Annotated in this window: 25 protein-coding genes and 1 riboswitch; of the genes, 16 read left to right on the forward strand and 9 right to left on the reverse strand. The window is 43.4% G+C overall.

The genetic code is table 11. The annotated features are described in order from the left end of the window. Positions 1 to 133: 133 nt before the first annotated feature. Together CSV77_RS10895 and CSV77_RS10900 are read left to right on the forward strand one after the other, a co-directional pair. Positions 134 to 1,213: an AI-2E family transporter gene (locus CSV77_RS10895; protein ID WP_099673441.1), complete on the forward strand. Its 1,080-nt coding sequence runs from the start codon at positions 134 to 136 to the stop codon at positions 1,211 to 1,213. A gap of 99 nt (positions 1,214 to 1,312) precedes the next feature. Further along, positions 1,313 to 1,591 (forward strand): hypothetical protein, encoded by a 279-nt coding sequence (locus CSV77_RS10900; protein ID WP_099673442.1) that lies wholly within the window; start codon positions 1,313 to 1,315, stop codon positions 1,589 to 1,591. Between the two features lie 37 nt (positions 1,592 to 1,628). Here CSV77_RS10900 and CSV77_RS10905 read toward each other — a convergent pair whose 3' ends face one another. Continuing rightward, entirely contained in the window at positions 1,629 to 2,336 is a 708-nt protein-coding gene (locus CSV77_RS10905; RefSeq protein WP_099673443.1) for a hypothetical protein, read from the reverse strand. A gap of 107 nt (positions 2,337 to 2,443) precedes the next feature. Between CSV77_RS10905 and CSV77_RS10910 the strand changes: the two genes are divergently transcribed. The 4 genes from CSV77_RS10910 to CSV77_RS10925 all read left to right on the forward strand — a co-directional run bounded on the left by CSV77_RS10910 (position 2,444) and on the right by CSV77_RS10925 (position 6,326). Beyond that, on the forward strand, positions 2,444 to 3,262 hold the full coding sequence (locus tag CSV77_RS10910; RefSeq protein WP_099673444.1) for an ABC transporter permease: 819 nt from the start codon (positions 2,444 to 2,446) through the stop codon (positions 3,260 to 3,262). Between the two features lie 5 nt (positions 3,263 to 3,267). Beyond that, entirely contained in the window at positions 3,268 to 4,047 is a 780-nt protein-coding gene (locus CSV77_RS10915) for an ABC transporter ATP-binding protein (RefSeq protein WP_099673445.1), read from the forward strand. A gap of 74 nt (positions 4,048 to 4,121) precedes the next feature. Then, on the forward strand, positions 4,122 to 5,150 hold the full coding sequence (locus tag CSV77_RS10920; protein WP_199203741.1) for an ABC transporter substrate-binding protein: 1,029 nt from the start codon (positions 4,122 to 4,124) through the stop codon (positions 5,148 to 5,150). A 282-nt stretch (positions 5,151 to 5,432) separates the two neighbouring features. Then, on the forward strand, positions 5,433 to 6,326 hold the full coding sequence (locus CSV77_RS10925) for a DMT family transporter (protein ID WP_099673446.1): 894 nt from the start codon (positions 5,433 to 5,435) through the stop codon (positions 6,324 to 6,326). 48 nt (positions 6,327 to 6,374) lie between these two features. On the opposite strand, the gene CSV77_RS10930 is transcribed toward CSV77_RS10925, so the two are convergent. From CSV77_RS10930 to hutG, 4 genes are all read right to left on the reverse strand, one after another. Further along, entirely contained in the window at positions 6,375 to 7,328 is a 954-nt protein-coding gene (locus tag CSV77_RS10930) for a DMT family transporter (protein WP_099673447.1), read from the reverse strand. Between the two features lie 4 nt (positions 7,329 to 7,332). Further along, positions 7,333 to 8,559 carry a peptidase T gene (gene pepT / locus CSV77_RS10935; RefSeq protein ID WP_099673448.1) on the reverse strand — a complete coding sequence of 409 codons (1,227 nt, stop codon included), beginning with the start codon at positions 8,557 to 8,559 and terminating at the stop codon, positions 7,333 to 7,335. Positions 8,560 to 9,280: 721 nt separating this feature from the next. Next, complete coding sequence (gene gltS, locus CSV77_RS10940; RefSeq protein ID WP_099631993.1) at positions 9,281 to 10,471, reverse strand: sodium/glutamate symporter; 1,191 nt, start codon at positions 10,469 to 10,471, stop codon at positions 9,281 to 9,283. Beyond that, positions 10,468 to 11,427, reverse strand: a complete 960-nt coding sequence (gene hutG, locus CSV77_RS10945; protein ID WP_099673449.1) for a formimidoylglutamase — start codon at positions 11,425 to 11,427, stop codon at positions 10,468 to 10,470. Before hutG ends, gltS begins: the two co-directional genes overlap by 4 nt. A gap of 113 nt (positions 11,428 to 11,540) precedes the next feature. Between hutG and CSV77_RS10950 the strand changes: the two genes are divergently transcribed. After that, on the forward strand, positions 11,541 to 12,461 hold the full coding sequence (locus CSV77_RS10950) for a LysR family transcriptional regulator (protein ID WP_099673450.1): 921 nt from the start codon (positions 11,541 to 11,543) through the stop codon (positions 12,459 to 12,461). Beyond that, the gene (locus CSV77_RS10955) at positions 12,454 to 13,335 is read left to right on the forward strand and encodes a DMT family transporter (protein WP_099636113.1); all 882 of its coding nucleotides are present in this window, start codon (positions 12,454 to 12,456) and stop codon (positions 13,333 to 13,335) included. Before CSV77_RS10950 ends, CSV77_RS10955 begins: the two co-directional genes overlap by 8 nt. Here the strand turns inward: CSV77_RS10955 and CSV77_RS10960 are convergent. Together CSV77_RS10960 and CSV77_RS10965 are read right to left on the reverse strand one after the other, a co-directional pair. Next, the gene (locus CSV77_RS10960) at positions 13,324 to 13,974 is read right to left on the reverse strand and encodes a LysR substrate-binding domain-containing protein (protein WP_158232063.1); all 651 of its coding nucleotides are present in this window, start codon (positions 13,972 to 13,974) and stop codon (positions 13,324 to 13,326) included. The two genes, CSV77_RS10955 and CSV77_RS10960, sit on opposite strands and share 12 nt — an antisense overlap. A 124-nt stretch (positions 13,975 to 14,098) precedes the next feature. Next, positions 14,099 to 14,320 (reverse strand): DUF2187 family protein, encoded by a 222-nt coding sequence (locus CSV77_RS10965; protein WP_099631988.1) that lies wholly within the window; start codon positions 14,318 to 14,320, stop codon positions 14,099 to 14,101. Positions 14,321 to 14,606: 286 nt separating this feature from the next. On the opposite strand from CSV77_RS10965, the gene CSV77_RS10970 reads away from it, so the two are divergent. From CSV77_RS10970 to CSV77_RS11000, 7 genes are all read left to right on the forward strand, one after another. Continuing rightward, entirely contained in the window at positions 14,607 to 14,870 is a 264-nt protein-coding gene (locus CSV77_RS10970; protein ID WP_099673452.1) for a metal-sensitive transcriptional regulator, read from the forward strand. A 91-nt stretch (positions 14,871 to 14,961) separates the two neighbouring features. Continuing rightward, positions 14,962 to 15,441 carry a DsrE/DsrF/DrsH-like family protein gene (locus tag CSV77_RS10975; RefSeq protein WP_099673453.1) on the forward strand — a complete coding sequence of 160 codons (480 nt, stop codon included), beginning with the start codon at positions 14,962 to 14,964 and terminating at the stop codon, positions 15,439 to 15,441. 45 nt (positions 15,442 to 15,486) lie between these two features. After that, on the forward strand, positions 15,487 to 16,065 hold the full coding sequence (locus CSV77_RS10980) for a sulfurtransferase TusA family protein (protein WP_099673454.1): 579 nt from the start codon (positions 15,487 to 15,489) through the stop codon (positions 16,063 to 16,065). Then, on the forward strand, positions 16,062 to 17,183 hold the full coding sequence (locus CSV77_RS10985) for an MBL fold metallo-hydrolase (protein WP_099673455.1): 1,122 nt from the start codon (positions 16,062 to 16,064) through the stop codon (positions 17,181 to 17,183). Before CSV77_RS10980 ends, CSV77_RS10985 begins: the two co-directional genes overlap by 4 nt. 47 nt (positions 17,184 to 17,230) lie before the next feature. Then, positions 17,231 to 17,458: a sulfurtransferase TusA family protein gene (locus CSV77_RS10990; RefSeq protein WP_099673456.1), complete on the forward strand. Its 228-nt coding sequence runs from the start codon at positions 17,231 to 17,233 to the stop codon at positions 17,456 to 17,458. 57 nt (positions 17,459 to 17,515) lie between these two features. Continuing rightward, a complete protein-coding gene (locus tag CSV77_RS10995; protein ID WP_099673457.1) occupies positions 17,516 to 18,292 on the forward strand; it encodes a sulfite exporter TauE/SafE family protein in 777 nt (258 codons plus the stop codon). A 428-nt stretch (positions 18,293 to 18,720) separates the two neighbouring features. Beyond that, positions 18,721 to 18,824, forward strand: a riboswitch (SAM riboswitch). A gap of 155 nt (positions 18,825 to 18,979) precedes the next feature. Next, a complete protein-coding gene (locus CSV77_RS11000; protein ID WP_099673458.1) occupies positions 18,980 to 20,260 on the forward strand; it encodes an O-acetylhomoserine aminocarboxypropyltransferase/cysteine synthase family protein in 1,281 nt (426 codons plus the stop codon). A gap of 47 nt (positions 20,261 to 20,307) precedes the next feature. Here CSV77_RS11000 and CSV77_RS11005 read toward each other — a convergent pair whose 3' ends face one another. Further along, on the reverse strand, positions 20,308 to 21,795 hold the full coding sequence (locus CSV77_RS11005) for a glycine betaine uptake BCCT transporter (protein WP_099673459.1): 1,488 nt from the start codon (positions 21,793 to 21,795) through the stop codon (positions 20,308 to 20,310). 370 nt (positions 21,796 to 22,165) lie between these two features. Here CSV77_RS11005 and CSV77_RS17040 point away from each other — a divergent pair, with 370 nt between their 5' ends. Next, positions 22,166 to 22,342 carry a hypothetical protein gene (locus tag CSV77_RS17040; RefSeq protein WP_099627696.1) on the forward strand — a complete coding sequence of 59 codons (177 nt, stop codon included), beginning with the start codon at positions 22,166 to 22,168 and terminating at the stop codon, positions 22,340 to 22,342. 223 nt (positions 22,343 to 22,565) lie between these two features. Here the strand turns inward: CSV77_RS17040 and CSV77_RS11015 are convergent, their stop codons facing one another. Then, entirely contained in the window at positions 22,566 to 22,748 is a 183-nt protein-coding gene (locus CSV77_RS11015) for a hypothetical protein (protein ID WP_099631978.1), read from the reverse strand. Between the last annotated feature and the right edge of the window lie 226 nt (positions 22,749 to 22,974).

Genomic DNA, 22,974 nt, shown 5'->3' on the forward strand with positions numbered 1-22,974 from the left:
ATATTGTTGCAATACAGTGTTTAAATCAAGAATTATTATATAGCAAGCGACAAAAAGAATTTTTCGACACAGTTCGTTCAACCGCGTATACTAGAACTAACTATGTAAATTAAAATAGAAGGGAAGTGAGTATTTGACGAAAAAGGCGTGGTTCCAGGTAGGTGTGGGTATATTGCTAGCATTGTTGATCACGAAATTCTTTTTAGAAGTAAATTATATCTTTAGACCAGTGGGTATCATTATACAAACGATTATCATGCCATTAATTTTCGGTGGCCTGCTCTATTACATAACGGTACCTATCCAACACTATTTGGAAAAGAAAAAAATGCCGAGATGGGGAAGCATCATTACGATTATGCTCATACTCGTAGCCGTTTTATGGATTTTAGTCGCAATTATTGGACCGATGGTGACGAAACAAGTAAATAATTTGGTAGACAATGGACCAGCTCTCACACATCAGCTCGAGCAACTGAAAGATAAAGCGATTAATCAAAAAGAAAACTTACCAGAAGGTTTGCAGGACTCCTTAAATTCAGCAATCGAATCCGTCCAAACTTTTGCGGTAACATTCGGCAAATGGTTCGTACAATTTGTACAATCATTCGTTCAAGCAGTAGTGTTACTGTTACTTGTACCGTTCTTCTTCTTATTTATGTTGAAGGATCATGAAAAACTTGCTCCGAGAATATATAATCTATTTTCCGGGAAGCGGCGCATATGGGTAAAGAAGACATTGGAAGATATTGATCAAGTCTTACGTTCTTATATCCAAGGACAATTATTAATTAGTGCTATTTTGGCACTGCTTATTTTAATTGGTTATTCAATCATCGGTTTGGAGTATTCTCTGTTACTAGCAATTCTCGCGTTATTCATGAATATCATTCCGTTTATTGGACCATGGATTGCGGTGGCTCCAGCCTTAATCATTGCGTATTTACAGGAACCCAAATTAGTTATTTGGGTCGGAGTTGTTACGTTAGTCGCGCAACAAATCGATAGTAACCTGATTACGCCGAACGTGATGGGGAAATCACTTGATATCCATCCACTGACGATCATTACGGTATTATTAGTAGCGGGAAGTCTTGCAGGATTCCTTGGTATTTTGGTAGCTGTACCTGCTTATGCTGTTGGTAAAGTAATTGTGCAGAACATCTATGAAATGCGACGAGAAATTAGTGAAGCCGCCACGAAGAATGTCTAGTGGTAGTACCAACCTCTTGGTCTTTGAACTGAGAGGTTTTTTGAATGGATAAATAAAGTAAAACCGCACATCCTAACGAAAATGAAAGGGTGTTAACGGATGTTGACGGAGTTTCCAGTTATTCATACCAATGTATGGGATGCGATATGGGGGGTACCAGTTGTTTTGGTCGTAGTACTGATCATTAAGTGGCTTTTTAAATTGTCGCCTGCCTGGCTTTCAACAGTAGCCACAGTAGTTGCGCTTGCTATGTCAATATTCATTAGCCATCCAAAGAATTTGTCTGCCGGAATTTTCATGGGCTTTTTTTATAGTGGTGCGGCAATGGGTATTATTTATTCGACTAAACAATCTTTTCATGCATATCGTAAACGTTAAAAGCAGGCCTTCGCGTAGTGAGCGAAAGCCTGCTTTTTTAGTGTAATGGACAAAATCCGCAACGCATCAACCCGGGTACATCTTTAGAGAAGCAGCAGGTTTTGCGAACAGTCGTATTCAATAAAGCGGATGGTTCGGAGCCGTTTAAATAGCTTGCAAAACGTGAGTGATCAGCGATACCTGTCCATAAGGTGTCGTTTTTTAGCATTTCTACATCTTCCCTTGCTTCCATTTCCGATCCCGGATCAGACAATAGTACATGATATTGCCAGAGCCAGAACCCGAAGACATTCTCCCATAAGGTAAGAGGGGATATTGACACTACGCTACGCAACGATGTAATGACTGCATGTGCATCATCCAGTACACGTTTAATCTGTGCTTGCCGGTCTTCGTCATCTATCATTTCCCAGTCTGCGCTATTTATAAATAGGCTGACGGTTTTATTGCCAAACTCCTCTCGCGCTCCGAACTGAAGATCTTCTGCCAATCCGTTCCACATTTCGTCGTATGCCGCTAAATTATACAGTTGCATGGCGAAGAACATACCGAGGCGACGTACGAAGAACGAAGCGGCAACGACTTCATTTGGACTTTGGCTGATAGTCTGAGTGACTTCGACGATGGTCTGTACTTTTGAAGAATCCAGCACATCTGCTAGCGTAAAGACTGGAATTGCCGGCGGTTCCAAGTAGACACTGTAACTATTCAATTCTCTGATTTGGTCTGCTGTAAGTGTAGTCATGACTTCAGTATAGTCAAACTACTTGGTGGAAACAACCTGAACGTGATACCTGCCCAACCAGTTTACTAGGCCTTTACATACAATAGGCAGTGAAGAGGTGGTGAAGAGTGGAAACTCAAGAATTGGCTCGCAATAAATCATTCGAGGTAGAGCAAAGGGAATGGAAGCTGCGGCAACGCAAGGAACGCGGCAAGCAACTACTGACAATTGTGTCACCGTTATTCCTGCTAGTGCTGTGGGAAGTGATGTCGAGAACAGGTATCTTGGATATTCGCTTTTTCCCGCCGCCCAGTACGATTGTGCAAACCTTTTATGACATGGTTGTGAGCGGCGTGATGGCGAAACATGTTGGCGTCTCATTGTATCGGATTTTCATCGGATTTTTAGCAGGTGTCATTCCAGGCATTATTGTCGGTTTATTGATGGGATTATATTCTCCAATCCGGCATTTCGTTCAACCAATTGTTATGGCAATAATGCCAATTCCAACATTGGCATTATTGCCAATCATCATTATTTTATTCGGAATTGGAGATTTGTCGAAGGTCGTGACGATTGCAGGAAGTGTATTTTTCCCAGTTGTCATTAATACGGCGGCGGGTGTATTGAATATCGACAAAATTTATTTGGATGTTGCTAGTAACTATCAAACGAGTCGGTGGAATTTCTTCTTTAAAATCGCTCTTCCCGGAGCACTTCCTGTCATGCTCGAAGGAATTCAGATGGGGCAGGCGATTGCGTTATTGACAATTGTGGCGGCAGAGATGATGGGAGCAACTTCTGGGATCGGTTATTTGATATGGACGTCCTATAAAGCCTTCTTATTGCCTGAAATGTATGTGGGATTAATACTCATCTCCTTTTTCGGTTATTTATTCTCGCTTATACTGCGTGCGCTTCAAAATAAATTATTGCCATGGAGGTGAAAGAAATGGAGGGGAAGCCTAAGATTACGGTGGATGGACTAATGAAAGCATTTTATAAGAAACAGGGAAGTGTCATTGCGCTCGAAGATATTTCCCTAACGGTAGCGGAAGGTGAATTTGTTTGTCTCGTTGGGCCGAGCGGATGTGGCAAGACGACACTGTTGCGTATCCTAGCGGGACTTGAACAGCCGAGTGTCGGCAGCTTTACGATTGCGTCTGAAACGAATAACCGGCCGTTGCAATCGATGGTATTTCAGGAACGTGGTGTCATTCCGTGGCTGACGGTACGTGAAAATGTAGCCTTCGGTTTGAAGATGCGCAACTTGCCGACAGCATTCATAAATGAACGAACGGACTTTTATTTGAAGAAGACCGGGTTGGAACGGTTTGCTTCGCTGTACCCAAAAGAGTTGTCTGGCGGTATGAAGCAGCGCGTAAGTATTGCGAGGGCTTTTGCGAATGATCCCGAGATTTTATTGATGGATGAACCGTTCGGTGCGCTCGATGAACAGAATCGTTTTATTTTGCAGGAAGAGTTATTGAGTATTTGGGCAGAGACGAAGAAGACCGTATTGTTCATTACACATAGTATTGATGAAGCGTTGTTGCTGAGTGACCGAATTCTGTTGATGGGCGCTCAACCGGGGAAAATCATTGAAGAAATCATTATTGATATGCCAAGGCCGAGAAAGATGGAGGATGTTCGGAAAGATCCAGAAATGGCGACGAAATTCATCGAGATATGGCGTCACTTGCAGGAGGAAGTACAGAAATCGAGAGAATAAGGGATAAAAGGAGAGATGATGTGGGGAAATGGGTGAAGAAGGCAAGTTTGTTCGGCGTATTGTCGGTCGTATTAATGATGGGGGCATGTTCTCCGAAAGAAGTTACGAAGCCTGTAACGAATGACGAAAAGCCGGCATCGGGTGATTTGGCTCCGCTTGAGAAACAGGCGAAAGTATTTATAGCGGAAGATGGTGCTGCTTCCGGTGCAGGTTTCTACATTGCGAAAGAAAAGGGGTATTTTGAAGACTATAATATACGTGTAGATTTTGCGGATTTTGCAAACAGCGATGATATGTTGCCCGCACTAGCCGCTGGGGAAGTGGATATCGCGGGTGGTGTTTCCACTGCATCATTCTTTAATGCGATCGCTCAAGGCATTGATGTACGGATCATCGCGGATAAAGGTCATAATATGCCCGGTAAATCGTACTTCAGTTTTGTCATCGGTAATCATATGGTCGATGAAATCAAAGAGTACAGCGACTTTAAAGGAAAGAAAATCGCGGTATCGTCCCGCAACTCCATTGATGGCTATATCTATGAAGAGATGTTAAAGCATGCAGGTTTGACGGAAGACGATGTAGAGTATGTGCACATCGCAGACTTCGGTGCAATGCTTGGAGCAATTGATTCAGGAACGATTGATGCCGCATTGAATATCGAACCGCTTATCGCGCAAGGTATCAGTAAAGGCTTTCATGTTCGCTTTGGAGATGCCACCGATTATGCGCCTGAATCACAAATCGCCATGGTATTGGCTTCACCGAAGTTCATGGCCAATGAAGATTTGTCGCTACGTTTCATGGCAGCCTATTTAAAAGGAGTGCGTGACTATAACGACGCATTCTTTAAAGATCAAGGTAAAGAAGAGATCATAGACATTATGGTCAAACATACGGCATTGAAAGATCCTGAGTTATGGGAGAGGGTATTCGTAACGGGGCTCGATCCGAACGGCAAGATGTTTGTAGACGATATTAAGAAACAGTATGAGATGTATAAGGCGAATGGGGCTATACGTGGTGAGATCGACTTCGATAAGTCTGTTGATCCGTCACTTGTTGAGCGTGCTATTAAGGAAATAGGGGTGTACGAAGATTGATAGTTAGTGGAGTTGTCCTAGAAGTCATGACGTTGGTGATTTCTAGTGATGGCTCCTTTTTTGCTATGTAGGGTATGCTAGGGTAGGGATTTGCTTTCCGGAAGCCGTCCCCAGCTGGAGCTTTAATCCATTGTGGATGCTATTTCATTTACAGAGTCAACATGTATTACGAACGCTTTTCTTCTAATGGAAGAGGAAGTATGCTTTATAAATTCAGCTATAATCAGACCGGAAATCATGCTAGAATAATAGGACTGACTATTCGGAAGTTTGGTGAAGGACATGAGGAAATACATAGGTGAGATCGGGTTGACGATCACTGCTATTATCTGGGGAAGCGGCTTTGTGATGAGTGCGCTCGCTTTGGAATATTATACACCGTATCAAATTTTGGCCGTACGTTTTGTCATGGGGGCGCTGCTACTTAGTATCGTCTTCCATAAACGTCTGCTTCGGATGGAGCAGTCGATTTTATGGAAAGGTGCATTGCTTGGTGTTTTGCTGTATGGGGCATTTGCTTTGCAGACGGTAGGTTTACAGTTTACAACGCCTTCAAAGAATGCATTTTTAACCGGTGTAAATGTCGTGATGGTCCCGTTGATCGCATTCATTTTGTATAAGCGGAAGCTCGATACATTTGAATGGGTTGGTGCAGTACTGGCACTAATCGGAGTGGCGGTTTTATCGTTGCAGTGGTCTACTACTATTAACATTGGCGATGTACTGACACTTGGTTGTGCTGTGATGTTCGCTTTTCACATTTTGTACACGGCACGATTTGTCCGCACGGAAGACGCCATTTTGCTCACGCTATTACAAATGGTTGTCGCGGCCGTGATCAGCTCCGTGACCGTTATCGCAATGGGCGAAACGTCATTCTCCGTGGAACCAAAGGGTGTAAGTTCGGTGCTGTACTTAGCTGTGTTCTCCACGACTCTTGCATTCTTGATGCAAACAGTTGGACAGAAACACTTATCAGAGACAAAAGCGGCCATTATATTATCGATAGAATCAGTTTGGGGCATGATTTTCTCAGTGGCCCTCGCCTATGAATTGTTGACGTTCCGCATGTTCCTAGGTGCACTGATTATCTTCATTGCGATTTTATTGTCAGAAGTTAGACCGCAACTATTGAAAAAACGAATCCCGACGCAAGTAGAAGAGCGTAACATTTGAAAAAGGGTTGTCTAGCAAGTCATCAACTGACTCTGGGACAACCCTTTTCTATATTTTCTTTGCTGCCAATGAAGTTTGATAACTATGCAATGACATGCCCCCGATAATCACGAGCACGCCGACCAATGAAAGAGCACCCGGTAAGGGCATGCTTAGCAATAGCATCTCGCCAAGCATGGCAAAAATTAATCCGACAGACTGTGTAGCTTCGACAGCAGCCAGTTTCCCTTGATCATGTTGTACCATATCCGTCGCCATGAAGAATAGTGAAGTAGCGATCACACCTGAACTGACTGCAACAATCAATGACTGCACGACTTGACCCATAGAAGGCAAGCCGACAGTTGCTGTTGCATAAACCGCTAGCAGTAACCAAATCGGTATCGTCATCCATGTCATAGCCAGTACACGCTGGAACGTATCAAGCCTTCCACCTACTAGATTCATCATTTTTCGGTTGCCAAGTGGGTAAGAGAACGCAGCAATGACAAGTGGCAATGTACCAAGCAGAATCGTTTTCGTCGATACGCTCGCTGCATGTGGAATCTGGATTAGCACAACACCTACTAAGATGACCAATGAAATTACCAATGAGACCGCTGGAATTCGGTGACGGATCATGCGTATTTCACCAGTTTCCGTCTTGGATTGAAACGTAAAGAAAGGGGCTAGCAACACGCCGGCGACGATTGTCATCTGCCATGTTCCAGCAACGAGCCATCCCGGACTATAGCCGGCTGAAAATGTTAGTGGACCATAAAACAGAACGAAAGCTACGAAACTCCAGATGAAAAAAGCCCAAGGTGCCGCGGCCATCTCCCGTTTTACACCTGGTAGACCACCGCGCATAGCTACGATGATCACTAGGAAGGGCACCATGAAGAAATAACGCAACGATGCACTCCACATCCAACTTCCGCCATCTAGTTCCATCGATCGGTTCAACACAAAAGTCACTGCAAAAAACAGGGCGGATAGTATACCAATTCCAATTGCCCTCATACACTTACCCCCGCTGTTCCAGAAGTTGTAGCGCTTCAATAATGACTTGTGTAGCTTTCACCATATTATCTGCTGAGATGTATTCATATTTACCGTGGTAATTTTCACCGCCTGTGAAGATGTTTGGCGTTGGCATGCCCATATAAGATAGTTGTGACCCATCCGTACCACCACGAATGGGTGCGATGTTGGGTTCGATATCGAGACGACGATAGACGTCCGCCATTACGTCGACAATTTCCATGACAGGTGCAATTTTCTCCCCCATATTGAAGTACTGATCGGTTACTGTCAGCTCTATCGCATGTTCACCGTGCTTCTCTTGAAGACGTGTAGCGGTATCTTGCAAGAGCTGTTTGCGAGCTTCAAAAGAATTCCTGTCAAAGTCACGAATAATATATTGATAGGATGTTTTTTCTACAGAACCATCTACGTGCATCAGGTGAATGAAGCCTTCATAGTTTTCTGTTTCTTGAGGGATTTCATGTTTCGGCATGGCTTGATGGAACTCTGCCGCGATCAATAGTGAGTTGACCATTTTACCTTTTGCAGTTCCCGGATGGACATTCGTTCCGTGAAACGTTACGTCTGCGCCTGCAGCATTGAAGCTTTCATACTGAAGTTCTCCAAGTGGTCCGCCATCCATTGTATAGGCGAAATCTGCACCGAATTGTTCTACGTCAAACTTAAGCGGGCCACGCCCGATTTCTTCGTCAGGTGTGAAGCCAACGCGAACTTTGCCATGTTTGATTTCCGGATGTTCCACTAAATACTGCATAGCTGTCATAATTTCTGCGATACCGGCTTTATCGTCAGCACCTAGTAAAGTCGTGCCATCCGTCGTGATCAGTGTATGACCGATATAGTTGTGGAGTTCGGGAAATGCTTGTACGGACATGACTGTTGTTTCATTCAATGAAATATCTTTGCCGTCATAGTTGTCGATGCGCTGAGGGTTGACGTTTGTCCCCGTGTAGTCCGTTGCTGTATCGACATGTGCTAGAAAGCCGACTGTAGGCAGTTGTTTGTCGGTGTTAGCCGGTAGTGTGCCGAAGAGATAGCCGTTTTCGTCCACCGAGATTTCGTCGAGACCGATGTCGGCCATTTCTTTTTCGAGCACACGTAGCAGATCCCATTGTTTTGCGGTAGACGGTGTCGTGTCCGAAGTAGCATCGGATTGAGTGTCGATTTTAGCGTAGCGGATGAGTCGTTCAATCAGTTCTTCTTTCATGTAGCAAGCTCCTCTCCAAGATACGAATTAATGTTTTCATTCTAACAGAGGTGTGTGAATATTTCGCTTAAAATGAAAAAAGAACCGAGAGTTTCGGTTCTTGGGAAAAGGTGTAGGGTTAATTGGTGTTAGGGTTGGGATTGGCGCTACGGAGGGGACGCTTTCCTAGAGGGCTCGCGGTGAGCCAACCAGTCGCAAGCTCCCTTGGTTGTCTCGCCTGTCGAGCTGATCCTCTGGGAGTCGCCCCTCCTAGTGCAAAGATGTGCTCCCAACGCTTCGCTTATGCTCGCAAAAGCCGTACTTCGCAACGGCTCTCGCACCAATCCCTTGCAATGTGAGGGTTTAATACTATTTGTTGCGCATGAAAGTTGTACTTGTAAATAAATCCACAATTGAATTAGATCTAGAAATGCCCTTGAACTTACTAAGTTCAAGGGCATTTCTAATTCACGTACTATTGTCAATGAGTGTTTTAATTCTATCCACTATTATAGTAGGATTGAAGCGGAAGTTGGGGGCGGCTCCTGGGGAATCAGAGTGATCTTGAGACCCTGGACAGGTGCCTTAATTTCTGCAGAGTACACAGAAATACGGCAAAGCGAACCCTTCGCTGTTCGCTTGGCTCAAGATTGCTCCCCCGGAAAGCGTCCCCCAACTGGAGCTTCAATCCCCACGCACACACTAATTAGCATTCATGTTTTAAGCATTTGGCTTACGAAAATCAAGCAAATATATTAATCGTTGTAATGATGATCGGCATCGAGACGACGTCTATGAGGAAGGCGCCTACGATAGGGACGATCAGGAAGGCTTTACGTGAAGGGCCGTAGCGTCCCGTGACGGCTGCCATGTTTGCCATTGCGTTTGGTGTTGCACCTAGACTATGACCCGCGAAACCAGCGATCATAACTGCTGCGTCGTAATCCTTACCGAGCAAACGGAACAGGATGAAGATTGCAAACAATATGACGAAGATCACTTGTACAAAGACAATCAGTAACAATGGAAGCGCCAAGTCTGCGATTTCCCACAGCTTGATGCTCATTAACGCCATCGATAGGAATATACCGAGTGATACGTCGCCGATCAAGTTGATGCTCGTCATATGCACCGCGTCTTCTTTCACGCGATCCACAATGTTTCGTACGATAACCGCGACGAACATCGCGCCTACGTAGCCAGGCATTACGAAGCCAGTAGCGTTTGAGAAAAGATCTCCTATTAGCGTACCGCCAGCAATACAAAGTGTAATCAATAGAGTTTGTGTTAGGAAGTTGTCGGTATTGATTGGTTTTTCTAATGACTCCACGGAGTATGCTTCTCCATGCTCGACTTCTGTAGATTTCAAATCATGTTTATTGATCAAGTATTTAACGATTGGACCACCGACTAGACCACCTGCTACGAGGCCAAAAGTAGCCGCTGCGATACCAATGGATAGTGCTGAATCAATGCCGAGACTTTCTAATGTTTCACCGTAAGCAGTAGCGCCGCCGTGCCCGCCTTCCATGGAGACAGCGCCAGCCATCATACCAATCAACGGATGTAGACCAAATATATAGGACATGGAGACACCTATGACGTTTTGAGCTAGGGCTAAGAAGCCACAAGCTGCCCAGTAGATCAGCAATAATTTTCCGCCAAGACGGATTAGACGAAAACTAGCACCGAGACCGACTGTGGTGAAAAATGTCAGCATGAATAAACTTTGTAGTGATGTATCCAACGAAAAACTTAGTAAATCGAAGTACTTTAAAATAGTCGCTACAAACGCGAATAGTAAACCACCGACAACAGGGGCAGGGATACAGAACTTCTGTAGAAAGCCGATTTTACGGACTAACACCGTACCCAGTGTGAGGAGGGCTAACGCTAAAAATAGCGTAGTGATTTGATTTAGCTCAATTGTCATGTGATTCGACCTCCCAGCAATGCAAAGATTGCTTCATTTGTTAGATAAGCTCCCAGCTTAACCGTTTGATTAGTATGATCAAGTGACGGATTTATTTCGGAAATGTCGAATGAAAGGGTTTTCTCATGCGATGCAATGGTCTGAATGAAAGAGCGTACAATCAACGGATTCAATCCGAAGGGAGAGGGCGCACTTACACCAGGAGCATATGCAGAGTTCAGGACATCCGAGCACAATGTTAACAAAACAGCGTCCTGTTTTTCAATGAATAACTGTACTTTTTGCAATATCTTGTCTAAAGGACTCGTTATTATCTCTTGTTCCATGACATATGTCACGCCTTTTGCATCGGCTTCTGCAAACAATGCTTCCGTGTTGCCGAACTCCTGTATACCTAGCACAAGGTAGTCAACATGCGGATCAGCATCTAGCATCTGCTTGAACATCGTGCCAGAAGAAGGTTGTTCTTCGTAGCTGCGAAGATCGAAATGGGCATCAATATTGATGACACCAAGTTTTGCATCTGGACCAAGAAAGTTTCGAACTCCTGTATAATGACCGTAAGCGGTCTCATGTCCACCGCCTAAAATGACAGGCTTTGTATGATTTTGAAGGCTCTTTTGAACGACTGCCCCTAGTTCGTCTTGCGCTTTTTCTAACTGATCATCTTCACATACTACGGTACCTATATCAATTAGCTGACAGTCGGCCGGTAAGCGCCAAGGTAGTTTAGCTAGTTCGCTTCGGAGTGCATTCGGTCCTTCTGCAGCACCGAGTCTGCCATTATTTCGACGTACGCCTTCTTCAGAAGAAAATCCGATTAGGGTACAAGTTTTGTTGGTAGCGCTTTCTTTTAATTCGGAAAATTGGATGATTTGGTGCATTCGGAATGCAGCTCTGTCGGTCTCGCTATCGGTGCGACCTGACCAGTATTTTTCATTTGATGGGATTAACAATATACTTCACCCTTTCCAACGTGATATTCTTACTATACTGGCTTGTACTTATTAATTCTAATACATGTTTTTCATATATTCATGCATACAGGCTATAAGTGGAGGCGAGATGAATGGAATTGAAGCAATTGCAGTATTTTGTCATGGTGGTGCAGCAATCGAGTTTTTCCGAGGCGGCAAAAAAACTTCATCTAACGCAGCCTTCGCTCAGTAAGACGATCAAGAACTTGGAATTTGAAGTAGGCTTTCAGTTACTTGAACGTACGACCAAACGTGTCCAACTGACAGAATCGGGCAATGTGGTTTACGAGCGTGCATTGAAGATTCTGCATGAAACAGACATTCTACAGCAAGAAATTAAAGAAGTGAAGTGGATAGGTAGTGGAAGTGTAAAAATCGGTATGATTGAATCAGTAAAAAACTGGATTCCTTCTATATTACATGCGTATCGTCAGGAGTTTCCATCCATGCATGTGAAGTTAATTGAGGTATTAGGCCGTGGAGATGTTGAGCGAGCGCTTCGTCAATATGCGGTCCACGTCTGTTTGACAAATCAATTTATAGAGGCATCGGATATCGCAACAATTCCTTTGTATCAAGAGCAATTAGCAGTTGTCATGCATCCTGAACATCGACTGGCAAGCAAGGAATCCATTACGCTAGCTGACCTAGAAGATGAGGCATTCATTGTCACGAGTGTTGGATTGCAAACTAGACAGGATATTTTTGCTGCATTTGCTGAAGAAGGAGTACGAATGAATATATGTTATGAAGTAGAGCGTTTTGAAACGATTGTGGAGCTGGTACGAATGAATATTGGCATCTCAATTATTCCACAAGAATATTTTGCACATGAACCCGATCCAACACTTGTAATTAAAACAACCAATTCGAAGACGCTGACACGTACAGTCTATCTCACGTATTTGAAAAAACGGTATATGCCACCAGCTATTGAGATGTTGGTGGGTAGGATGCAAATGCAGCATGACTCCTATGTGAAGTGGAAAGAAGGGGGAGGGCTGGGTGAATAAGTTATTATTCGGTGTTTTAGTTGTCATTACGACTGCTTTAATGGGGTCGTCGTTTGCTATTGGAAAAATCGGATTGGAATACTCTTCACCGTTGTTGCTAGTAGCATTACGTTTTACGATTGCAGGAGCGATCATGGCGGTAATTGTGAAAGTAATGAAAAAACCCCATCCTAAAACAGTAGGAGAGTGGAAGTGGCTTGTACTGATCGGTTCTTTGCAGACCGCTGCAGTCATGGGTTGTATTTTTATAGCACTTCGCACCATTACATCAGGTGAAACATCTATTTTAACGTTTACGAACCCATTGCTTGTCGTGGTTCTCGGGACGTTAGTATTGAAGATTCATTACCGCTTGCAACAGTGGATTGGTGTCATTTGCGGATTGTTTGGGGTATTTATTACAATGGGCGGTCATTTGAATTTGAAGATTGGTACGGTATTAGGATTTTTATCTGCAGTAGCATGGGCTTGCGCAACTTTGCTCGTCAAAGTACATGGTCACCGTTTTGATACGTGGGTGATGACAGCATATCAAATGTTATTTGGTGGATTGATCCTATTCGTGGCAAGTTATCTACTTGAAGAACCATTTTTCCTAGCGAATCCCTTATCATTGGCAATTTTAGGGTGGCTTGCGATTGCCGCATCTATTGTGCAATTTTCCATTTGGTTTTATTTATTGCAGACAGGAAATCCCGAAAGAACGAGTGCGTTTCTGTTCTTGGCACCGTTCTTTGGGACGTTGTCGGGATGGGTTCTGTTGGATGAGAAGTTGTCTATGTCATTGGTTTTAGGAGGAATGCTCATTAGTTTGGGAATATTCCTCGTGAACTGGCGCAGCAAACGAGAGTTGAGTAGTGACTTATTGCCATAGACGGCAATAGGCTTGGAGTTCGCTGAGGAATGCTTGTACTTCCTTCGTGTTGGAATGGGTTCCTGCATAAAGAGTACGTTTGATTGGAGCTACTTTATAATCGAGTACAGTTAGTTCACCTCTTGCAAGTTCGTGTTTGCAACTATGACGCGACAAAATAGCGATGCCTAGTCCACTTAGAACAGCTTGTTTGATGCTTTCTGGCGAGCCCATGATAGTGGGCTGTACTTGTACTCCATATTGTTGAAGCGATTGATCAATTAATGGACGGCTAGGATCTTTCGTGTCAGGCAGGATCCAATGTGTATTTTGCAAATCTAGGATGGATGGGCTTTTTTTATGTGCAAGCGGATGATGAATGGAAGCAAAGAGCAATAGTTCGTCTTGCATAAATGCTTTAGACGTTGGTAAATTGTCTAGTTCACTACAACCGATATCGGCTTTCTTGCTTTTTAGTAATTGCATAATTTCAGAGGAAGGTGCGGTCGTCAGTTCCAGTCGCATGTCGGGATATTTTGCGTGTAGCCGAGTAAGGACGTCCGGTAAAATGGCTTGTGAAATAACCGGCGAAGCGGCAATACGTAAGATCCCTTTACGTGCCGTTGATTGCGTTAAATCTACATTTGTACGATCAGTCAAATCAATCATCTCCCATGTGCGTTTATATAGTAATCATCCTGCGGGTTTCACGATATCCAATAAACGGGCTAATTTTGTATGAAAAAATAGCCTTGCATTATTCTGCAAGGCATCGAGCGTACAATTATTGAACTGTGTAATTTTTGTGTGCGACGACAGTCATGTTGGAAGCTGCTCCAATGTTTTCCGCGTCTTCTTCAGAAATTTTCACAATGACGGAGTTTTCGAGAATCTTGTGTATAGTTCCGGAAACTTCATGTTCATTACGGTTGAAAGATATGACTTCGTCTACATACCGTGATGCTACAAAATCAGAAACTGGACGATCTTTTCGTGGGAATGCCAATCGAATCAACTCCTTCAGTAGTATGGATTCTAGTTTGTCGTAATTTGTCATGAAAATCAGACAAAAAGTACATACAATAGCTTACTAGAACTAGTATAACACATTTTGAGAAATTATTCATCATACTAGAATTATGTCGAATGGGCAAGTTTTGCGTAGAATCATTTCTTGAATGTGACTAGTTCCACTGCCAAAAATAGAAAGTATGGATTACGTGCAAATCAATTCGTTGACATTATACCTCCGGGGGTATAATATAAAGTTAACAGTTAGGAGGTCGAGCGATATGGAATACGATGATAAAGTCAAAAATCGGTTAAAGCGTCTAGAGGGTCAAATCAAAGGTGTCTTGCGTATGATGGAAGAAGGCAAGGACTGTAAAGAGGTGGTTACGCAATTATCAGCCGGTCGTTCTGCTATTGATCGTACAATTGGCGTAATTGTCAGTTCGAATTTGATTGCCTGTATAGAGAATCTAGATGAAGCAGATGAACGCACGCATGAATCCATCATTAATGAAGCGGTGGATCTTCTAGTAAAGAGTCGATAAGCAACATCGCTTGACTCTTTTTTTTACAACGTATAATATACCCCTATAGGTATTTAATAAAGTGATTTTTAAAATAGAAGGGAACGAGAACATGACGGAGCAAAAGAAAACGACGATCGTATTATTTAGTGGAGATTATGATAAAGCGATGGCGGCTTATATTATCGCGAACGGCGCAGCGGCGTATGATCATGAGGTAACCATTTTTCATACATTCTGGGGATTGAACGCCTTGCGAAAAGATGAACCTATTAAAAATACTAAAAGTTTTATTGAAAAGGCGTTTGGGAAAATGATGCCACGTGGAGCGGATAAACTGGGATTATCTCAAATGAACTTTGCAGGAATGGGTCCAAAGATGATTAAGCACGTGATGAAAAAGCATAACGCGATGACATTACCACAACTAATCGATATGGCAGTGGAGCAAGACGTGAAGTTGATCGCATGTACGATGACAATGGATTTACTAGGCCTAGGTGAGAAAGAACTCTTGGAAGAAGTTGAGTATGGCGGTGTAGCGGCTTACTTAGGAGAAGCACAAGACGGTCACGTGAACTTATTTATTTAATTTTTTTGCGAAAATAAATACCCTAGGGTGTATAGGAGGAATACAATGATTCAGTCAGATAACGTGTTGGATGCAAAAGGTCTTGCCTGTCCGATGCCCATTGTGAAGACAAGAAAGATGATGAAAGATATGGAAGATGGTCAAGTGCTCGAAGTACAATCTACAGATTCAGGTACAACAGCAGATTTGCAGGCATGGACGGAAAGTGTGGGACATCAATACGTTGGTCATGTGAAGGAGGCAGATGTCTGGCGCCACTTCGTACGAAAATCGGGCCAGGAAGATCAGTCACAAAAAGAATATCCGGTTACAGTTGACAACAGCCAGTTGATGGACCGACTGCAACAACCTGACGCGGTGTTACTAGATGTCCGGGAAGAAGCCGAATATGCATTTGCTCATATTCCCGGCGCCCTATCTATACCGCTTGGTCAGTTGGAGGAACATATGGCGTACTGGGATAAGAACAAGAAGTTTTACGTTGTATGCCGAACAGGCAACCGCAGTGATATGGCGTGTCAAAAACTAGTCGCAAATGGATTTGAAAGTGTCACGAATGTCATTCCTGGCATGTCGGAGTGGAACAGCGAGACGGAAACTACAGTAGGGGGTATTAATCAATGAGAATCATTCAATCAAGTGAAGTAGCAAAGAGCGTAATTACGAAAGAATCATTATTTATTTTAGATGTACGAAATACAGATGCATTCGAGGATTGGAAAATCGAAGGGGAGCGAGTACGCCATTTAAACGTGCCATACTTTGATTTATTGGATGGCATTGAAGAATTTGAAGATCAATTGCCAAAAGATGAAGAAATCTTGGTTGTCTGTGCAAAAGAAGGTTCGTCCATCATGGTGGCAGAAATTCTTGAAGAAGCAGGTTTCTCAGTAGGTTATCTTTCAGGTGGAATGAAAGCATGGAGCGAGTATCTTGAGCCTGTGAAAATTGCCGATTTGAAATCGGGCGGCGAGCTATATCAATTCGTTCGTCTTGGTAAAGGATGTCTTTCCTACATGGTCATGTCGGGTGGAGAAGCAGCAATCATTGATGCTACACGTATGACAAATGTGTTCACGGACTTTGCTGAGCAGCGCGGTGTGAAGATTACAAACGTATTCGATACTCACTTGCATGCGGATCATATTTCAGGTGGTCGGCAGATCGCAAAAACTACGGGTGCAACGTATTGGCTGCCACCGAAAGATGCCGAAGAGGTAGTATTTGAATATGCTGCATTAGAAGGCGATATGTCCATTCAGATAGGTGATACGAGAATCGATATTCAAGCGCTTTATTCGCCAGGACACACCATTGGTTCGACTTCATTTATCGTAGACGACAGTTATTTGATGACAGGTGATATTTTGTTCATTGATTCGATTGGACGTCCTGATTTAGCAGGTTTAGCAGAAGATTGGGTAGGCGACTTGCGTGAGTCATTGTATAGCCGCTATAAAGAATTGTCGAAGGATTTAACTGTCTTACCAGCTCACTTCATGATTATAGACGAGTTGAATGAAGACGGTAGCGTGTCGGAGAAGCTCGGCGTATTGTATGAGCAAAATCACGGCTTGAACATTGAGGATGAAAAAGAGTTTAGAGAGTTAGTCGCGGGGAACTTGCCTCCACAGCCTAACGCGTATCAGGAAATCCGCCAGACGAACATGGGGAAAATCCAGCCTGACGAGGAAACGCAACGCGAGATGGAGATTGGCCCGAATCGCTGTGCGGTACGGTAAATAGGTAATTTAATTCATATGAAAAAAATTTAAAGGAGAAGGTATATATGAATACAACAACATTTTTAGATGCAAAAGGCCTGGCATGTCCAATGCCAATCGTACGGGCAAAGAAAGCAATGAAGGATATGCAAACAGGAGAAGTTCTTGAGATTCATACGACAGATAAAGGATCAGTATCCGACCTGACAGCATGGGCTGCTTCTGGCAATCATGAAATAAAAGATCAGCAACAAGAGTCTGATGTCTTTAAATTCTGGATCCAAAAAGGTTAAACTAAGGATAGAGGGAATGGCTGTCTCCCTCTTACGTCGGGAAGAAGGGAGGACATCATGACAATTCCATTTATTATCACGATCTTCCTCATTGGATTCGTCGGCTCATTCCTTTCCGGTATGATTGGAATCGGTGGCGCAATTGTCAAATATCCAATGTTGCTATTTATTCCTGCATTACTTGGTTTTGCTGCATTTACACCACATGAAGTAGCCGGAATTACTGCAGTGGAAGTTTTCTTTGCATCACTTTCAGGTGTTTTAGCGTATAGAAAGAGTAATCTGATCTTGAAGCCACTCGTCCTTTATATGGGAATCAGTGTATTAGTCGGCAGTGTACTTGGCGGTGCTGGGTCTAGTATGCTTTCAGAAGCTACCGTCAACGTAATCTACGGTATTCTAGCCGTCATGGCGGCTATTATGATGTTTATACCAAAAAAAGGACTCGACAATCAGCCGATCGATGAGATTACATTCAATCGCTTCATTGCTTCAAGTGCAGCCTTTATCGTCGGCTTGGCGGCTGGAATCGTCGGAGCTGGCGGCGCATTTATCGTGGTACCGATTATGCTCGTGATACTAAAAATCCCCACACGCGTCACGATTGCTACATCCCTAGCAATTACGCTGTTGTCATCGGTGGGCTCGGCATCAGGCAAGCTCTTAACAGGCCAAGTACCCTATGGACCAGCTGTTGTTCTGATTATCGCTAGCATCATTGCCGCTCCGATCGGTGTAAAAGTGAGCCGGATAGTAAACACCAAAGTACTACAAAGCATTCTAGCCGTACTCATCATGGCTTCCGCTGTGAAAATATGGTGGGACATATTCTAACCAATCACAACCGCCAGCACATCGTTCAATGAACTTGTGCTGGTGATTTTTTGTGTGAAGTCATAAGTGGAAAAATCATTAAATTCACTTCTACTCTGGCAGGTGGCTCCAGTTTAGTAAATATGGAAGTCTTTATACGTAACTACAATTGGCATAGTAAACTAGTTGATCAGCGTGGAAGGCGGCGACTCCCGATGGATCAGCCCGACAGGTGAGACAACTAAAGGGAGCTTGCGACCTAGTTGGCTCACCGCGGGCCCATGGGAAAGCGTCCGCCTGGAACGCTGATCAACGGTGCCTTCACTTTACTTAATTTAATCAAATGTATTAAAAGTAATACGGATTTCAAAACATTCAATTAAATTACCTTGCAATAGACTAGGAATAGCCGTATACTATTTTTCAACGATGGAAAACGAATAGACATACTCTTATCAAGAGAGGCGGAGGGATTAGGCCCTGTGATGCCCGGCAACCGGCGAAAGCAAAGGTGCTACTTCCTACAAACTTTCAATAGTTTGGAAGATAAGGGAGGAATGAGCGAAAGCAGAGCCCTCTTCTTATTATGGAAGATGGCTTTTTCTGTACTTAGCGAATCGTCCTCTTGTGTTTTTCTTGTCTAGTTCTAGGAGGAAGTTGTCCGAGGAGTTTCGGTGTTCCATCAATACATAAAAAAGGGGAATGGTTATGACGAATTTACAGCCAGAAACGATATTATTACACGGAGGGCAAAAGCCGGATCCAGAAACAGGCTCACGTGCCTTGCCGATTCATCGTACGACTTCTTATGTATTCAGAGACACGGAGCACGCACAAAACTTATTCGCCTTGAAAGAAGCCGGCAATATCTATACAAGAATTACGAACCCGACAGTAGCTGTCTTTGAAGAGCGTGTCGCACAGTTAGAAGGTGGAACAGCTGCAGTGGCATTGTCTTCTGGAATGGCGGCGATTGCTTTCTCTATTATGAACATCGCTGAAGCGGGCGATGAAATCGTTGCAGCCAGCAATCTCTACGGTGGCACATATAACTTATTTGCTGTGACATTACCACGCTATGGCATCAACGTGAAGTTTGTTGATGCGTCCGATCCAAAGAACTTTGAAGCAGCTATTACGGATAAAACGAAAGCGTTGTTTGCAGAAACAATTGGTAACCCAAGTTTGCAAGTTCTTGACGTGGAAGCTGTTGCGAACATCGCACATGACAATGGAATCCCATTGCTAGTAGATAATACATTCCCGTCTCCTTATGGATCAAATCCTATCGAGTACGGTGCAGATGTAGTGATCCACTCAGCGACGAAATGGATTGGCGGACACGGTACGACCATCGGTGGTGTAGCTGTGGATGCAGGGAAATTCGATTGGACGCAAGGGAGATTCCCAGGCTTTACAGAGCCGGACGAATCCTATCATGGCTTACGTTACGGAATCGATACAGCCGCTGCAGCTTTTACAACGAAACTGCGCGTACAATTGTTGAGAGACTTCGGCCCTTGTCTATCACCGGATAGTGCATTCAACTTGTTACAAGGTTTGGAAACCCTTCATTTACGCGTACCACGCCACAATGAAAATGCACAAAAAGTCGCGGCATTCTTGCAAGAACACCCAGCAGTAGAATGGGTGACCTATACTGGCCTAGAAGATCATCCAACAGCGGAACTAGCAAATAAATATTTGAAAAACGGCTATGGTTCAATTATCGTATTCGGTATCAAAGGTGGACGCGATGCAGGAAGACAAGTAATCGACAATGTAGAAATTTGGTCTCATGTAGCGAATGTGGGAGATGCGAAGTCATTAATCATTCATCCGGCATCCACAACTCATCAGCAGTTGTCTGTGGAAGATTTGAAAGACTCAGGCGTTAGCGAAGAGCTAATCCGCTTATCTGTAGGGTTGGAGTCAGCAGAGGATATTATTGCAGATTTGAAACAAGCCATCGAAAAAGCAGCAAACTAATATATATAAAGAACACCGTCGCATTTGCGACGGTGTTCTTTTCTTTACTATCGTTGTATTCGATTTTTCTCATCTTTGAGTGATTTGAACAGCGAAACAACCATCATAATGAGTATGATTGAGAATGGCAAAGCGGCAATAATGATGACGTTTTGCAGTGCATCCAATCCTCCAACATATAATAGAATAATGGCGATGGCAGATTGAATGACGCCCCATATCACTTTCAAATTATTCGGTGGAGTCAATGAACCGTATGACGACTGCATGCCGAGTACAAATGTAGCTGAATCTGCTGATGTGATAAAGAACGATGTAATCAATAAGATTGCAATGATCGATATGATGAATGATAAAGGTAATTCGCTGAACATTTCAAAGATCGTCAATTCAGTTGCACTCGCAGCCAAGTCGATGATGCCAGCTTTTTGCGTTTCGATTGCTGTCGTCCCAAATGCTGTGAACCAGATCATACTGAGCACAGTAGGAACAACTAGTACGCCAATCATAAACTCGCGAATCGTTCTACCTTTTGATACGCGGGCAATGAACATCCCGACAAATGGTGCCCAAGCTATCCACCAAGACCAGTAGAATAGAGTCCAACCATTGAGCCAAGCACGATTTTCCGGGGTAAGTGGTGCGGTTCGGAAACTCATACGAATGAGATTTTCCAAATAGCCACCGATGGAATCAGTGAACATGTTGAAAATCAATAATGTGGGTCCGAGCGCAATAATGAAAACTAACAATGCCAATGCCAAAAACATATTGGCATTAGATAAAATTTTAATCCCTTTACCAAGTCCACTCCATGCGGATGCAAGGAATAAAACCGTTACCACTGCAATGATAAAGAACTGGGACCAGAAGCCGATTGATATACCAAATAAGTAGTTGAGTCCGGCGTTGATTTGGACAGCTCCAAATCCAAGTGATGTCGCCACACCGAAAACAGTGGCAAAAATAGCGAAGACGTCAATGACTGTCCCGAGCTTTCCGTCTACGCGATCACCAAAAATTGGACGAAGTGTAACGGAGATTAATCCGGGTTGTCTTTTGCGGAACTGGAAATATGCCAATACTAAAGCGGTCATGCCATATACAGACCAAGCATGGAAACCCCAGTGGAAGAAGGTCGACTGCATTGCTTCTTTATAAGCAGCTTTTGTTTCAGGAGCCTCTGTTGCAGGACTTACTGCGTAATGCGAAAGAGGTTCGGCCGCACCGTAGAACACGAGTCCAATTCCCATACCAGCGGAAAATAGCATCGCCAGCCAGGAAAACATGGAAAACTGCGGTCTGTCATTATCCTTTCCTAATCGGATTTTACCGGTCGGACTGAATATCAAGTATACCGAAATGAAGAATAACATGGAGACGGTTAGTAAGTAATACCAGCCGAATGAATCCGAAATATAGACTTGGACAGTGGACGTGATTTCTTCAAAGTGCTTGGGGGCAATGACGCCGTATCCCACTGCCAATATGACGGCCACTAATGTAATGTAAAATGTTGTAGATATTTTTTTCATAGGTCCTCCTATTTAGAATGTAGTCTGAGAAAAGAGCATAGTACATAACCGAAACAGTAAAATAAAATTGCATATATACAGTTAATAGTACCCGTTTAACCGCCCAGATAAACGTTAAATAAACGACAGTCTATTGCCAAATGCATCAAAAATACAAATGAAATTGACGAAAAAATTTGCTTCTCGTCGCATATGTAAGTTGTTTCCGTAGTACCATTCATGTGATTGCTCAAAAAAGTCGCCTTGCGCTTGTGACAGTATACATGAAACGCATGGGTGATTTCTACCTTAACAAACAATCTCCTTTCACACAACAGGAACAGTGGCCATGTTATACTATTGAAACAAAGGTAATGAGGAGGAAATTTTCATGCAATATTCACAGCCTAAGATGCTTCAGCTCGTAAAGCATAGCCCAGAGCTAAACAGAAAATTGAAAGCGATTATGAAAGAGCATGAGCTAGAGAAAAGCTTTGCATTGAAAGCACTTTATCATGCAGAAGTGAAAGACGGCGGAGTCTATCAGCGGGATTATCAGGAGCTGTAAGTAGACGCACACGTATATAGCGGGCGTTGTACTAGACATTATTCACAAAAAGACCGATGAGAGATTCTTTTCATCGGCTCTTTACACTACGGGTTGCTGTATGAGTAGCCACGTTAACTGATGTACCTACTACACAAAAGAGCAGCCAGAATTGGCTGCTCTTTTTTGTGATGAATGAAAAGCGAATGATTATATTCGATCACGATGCTTTCTCCTTTAAAAATCATGAAGGATTAAACGGTTGATTACCTTCCGTCTGCTTGTTCTTCTTCGAGTTCGCATTTTTATTCTTAGCCGCATCGTTCTGTCCAATGACATCAAAATCGTCAGGACTCAAATCATATCCAAAACCATATTCCTCGCGCATGTTCTCATTTTTCTTCTTATTGTTCTTTTTGTTAGACATGTTCGTCACCTCCATTATAGAAGTGTGGCATTCTTATTGGAGATTATACATCTGCTAGGAGCGGTTGTGACGTTGTATAGAGCGGTTGAATATGTTCTATGAGCACCCGTGGATTTTTAAGAGCGGTTGAAGCGATTTAAATGAGCGCAAAAGAATTCATTCGAAACGATCTTAAGATTTTCTTCATATTTATCCTCAGTCTTTGTTAAGAGTGGGGTGGTAGAAT

It is taken from the genome of Sporosarcina sp. P16b (assembly GCF_002743065.1).
Lineage (GTDB): Bacteria > Bacillota > Bacilli > Bacillales_A > Planococcaceae > Sporosarcina.

Excerpts from the sequence above, each read along its gene's own strand:
- CSV77_RS17040 (WP_099627696.1), top strand. The coding sequence starts at position 22,166 with ATGCAATATTCACAGCCTAAGATGCTTCAGCTCGTAAAGCATAGCCCA.
- CSV77_RS10950 (WP_099673450.1), top strand. The coding sequence starts at position 11,541 with ATGGAATTGAAGCAATTGCAGTATTTTGTCATGGTGGTGCAGCAATCG.
- CSV77_RS10970 (WP_099673452.1), top strand. The coding sequence starts at position 14,607 with ATGGAATACGATGATAAAGTCAAAAATCGGTTAAAGCGTCTAGAGGGT.
- CSV77_RS11000 (WP_099673458.1), top strand. The coding sequence starts at position 18,980 with ATGACGAATTTACAGCCAGAAACGATATTATTACACGGAGGGCAAAAG.
- gltS (WP_099631993.1), bottom strand. The coding sequence starts at position 10,471 with ATGACAATTGAGCTAAATCAAATCACTACGCTATTTTTAGCGTTAGCC.
- CSV77_RS11015 (WP_099631978.1), bottom strand. The coding sequence starts at position 22,748 with ATGTCTAACAAAAAGAACAATAAGAAGAAAAATGAGAACATGCGCGAG.
- CSV77_RS10990 (WP_099673456.1), top strand. The coding sequence starts at position 17,231 with ATGAATACAACAACATTTTTAGATGCAAAAGGCCTGGCATGTCCAATG.
- CSV77_RS10925 (WP_099673446.1), top strand. The coding sequence starts at position 5,433 with ATGAGGAAATACATAGGTGAGATCGGGTTGACGATCACTGCTATTATC.
- CSV77_RS10920 (WP_199203741.1), top strand. The coding sequence starts at position 4,122 with ATGATGGGGGCATGTTCTCCGAAAGAAGTTACGAAGCCTGTAACGAAT.
- CSV77_RS10905 (WP_099673443.1), bottom strand. The coding sequence starts at position 2,336 with ATGACTACACTTACAGCAGACCAAATCAGAGAATTGAATAGTTACAGT.
- CSV77_RS10900 (WP_099673442.1), top strand. The coding sequence starts at position 1,313 with ATGTTGACGGAGTTTCCAGTTATTCATACCAATGTATGGGATGCGATA.
- CSV77_RS10985 (WP_099673455.1), top strand. The coding sequence starts at position 16,062 with ATGAGAATCATTCAATCAAGTGAAGTAGCAAAGAGCGTAATTACGAAA.
- CSV77_RS10930 (WP_099673447.1), bottom strand. The coding sequence starts at position 7,328 with ATGAGGGCAATTGGAATTGGTATACTATCCGCCCTGTTTTTTGCAGTG.
- CSV77_RS11005 (WP_099673459.1), bottom strand. The coding sequence starts at position 21,795 with ATGAAAAAAATATCTACAACATTTTACATTACATTAGTGGCCGTCATA.
- CSV77_RS10980 (WP_099673454.1), top strand. The coding sequence starts at position 15,487 with ATGATTCAGTCAGATAACGTGTTGGATGCAAAAGGTCTTGCCTGTCCG.
- CSV77_RS10995 (WP_099673457.1), top strand. The coding sequence starts at position 17,516 with ATGACAATTCCATTTATTATCACGATCTTCCTCATTGGATTCGTCGGC.
- CSV77_RS10915 (WP_099673445.1), top strand. The coding sequence starts at position 3,268 with ATGGAGGGGAAGCCTAAGATTACGGTGGATGGACTAATGAAAGCATTT.
- CSV77_RS10975 (WP_099673453.1), top strand. The coding sequence starts at position 14,962 with ATGACGGAGCAAAAGAAAACGACGATCGTATTATTTAGTGGAGATTAT.
- pepT (WP_099673448.1), bottom strand. The coding sequence starts at position 8,559 with ATGAAAGAAGAACTGATTGAACGACTCATCCGCTACGCTAAAATCGAC.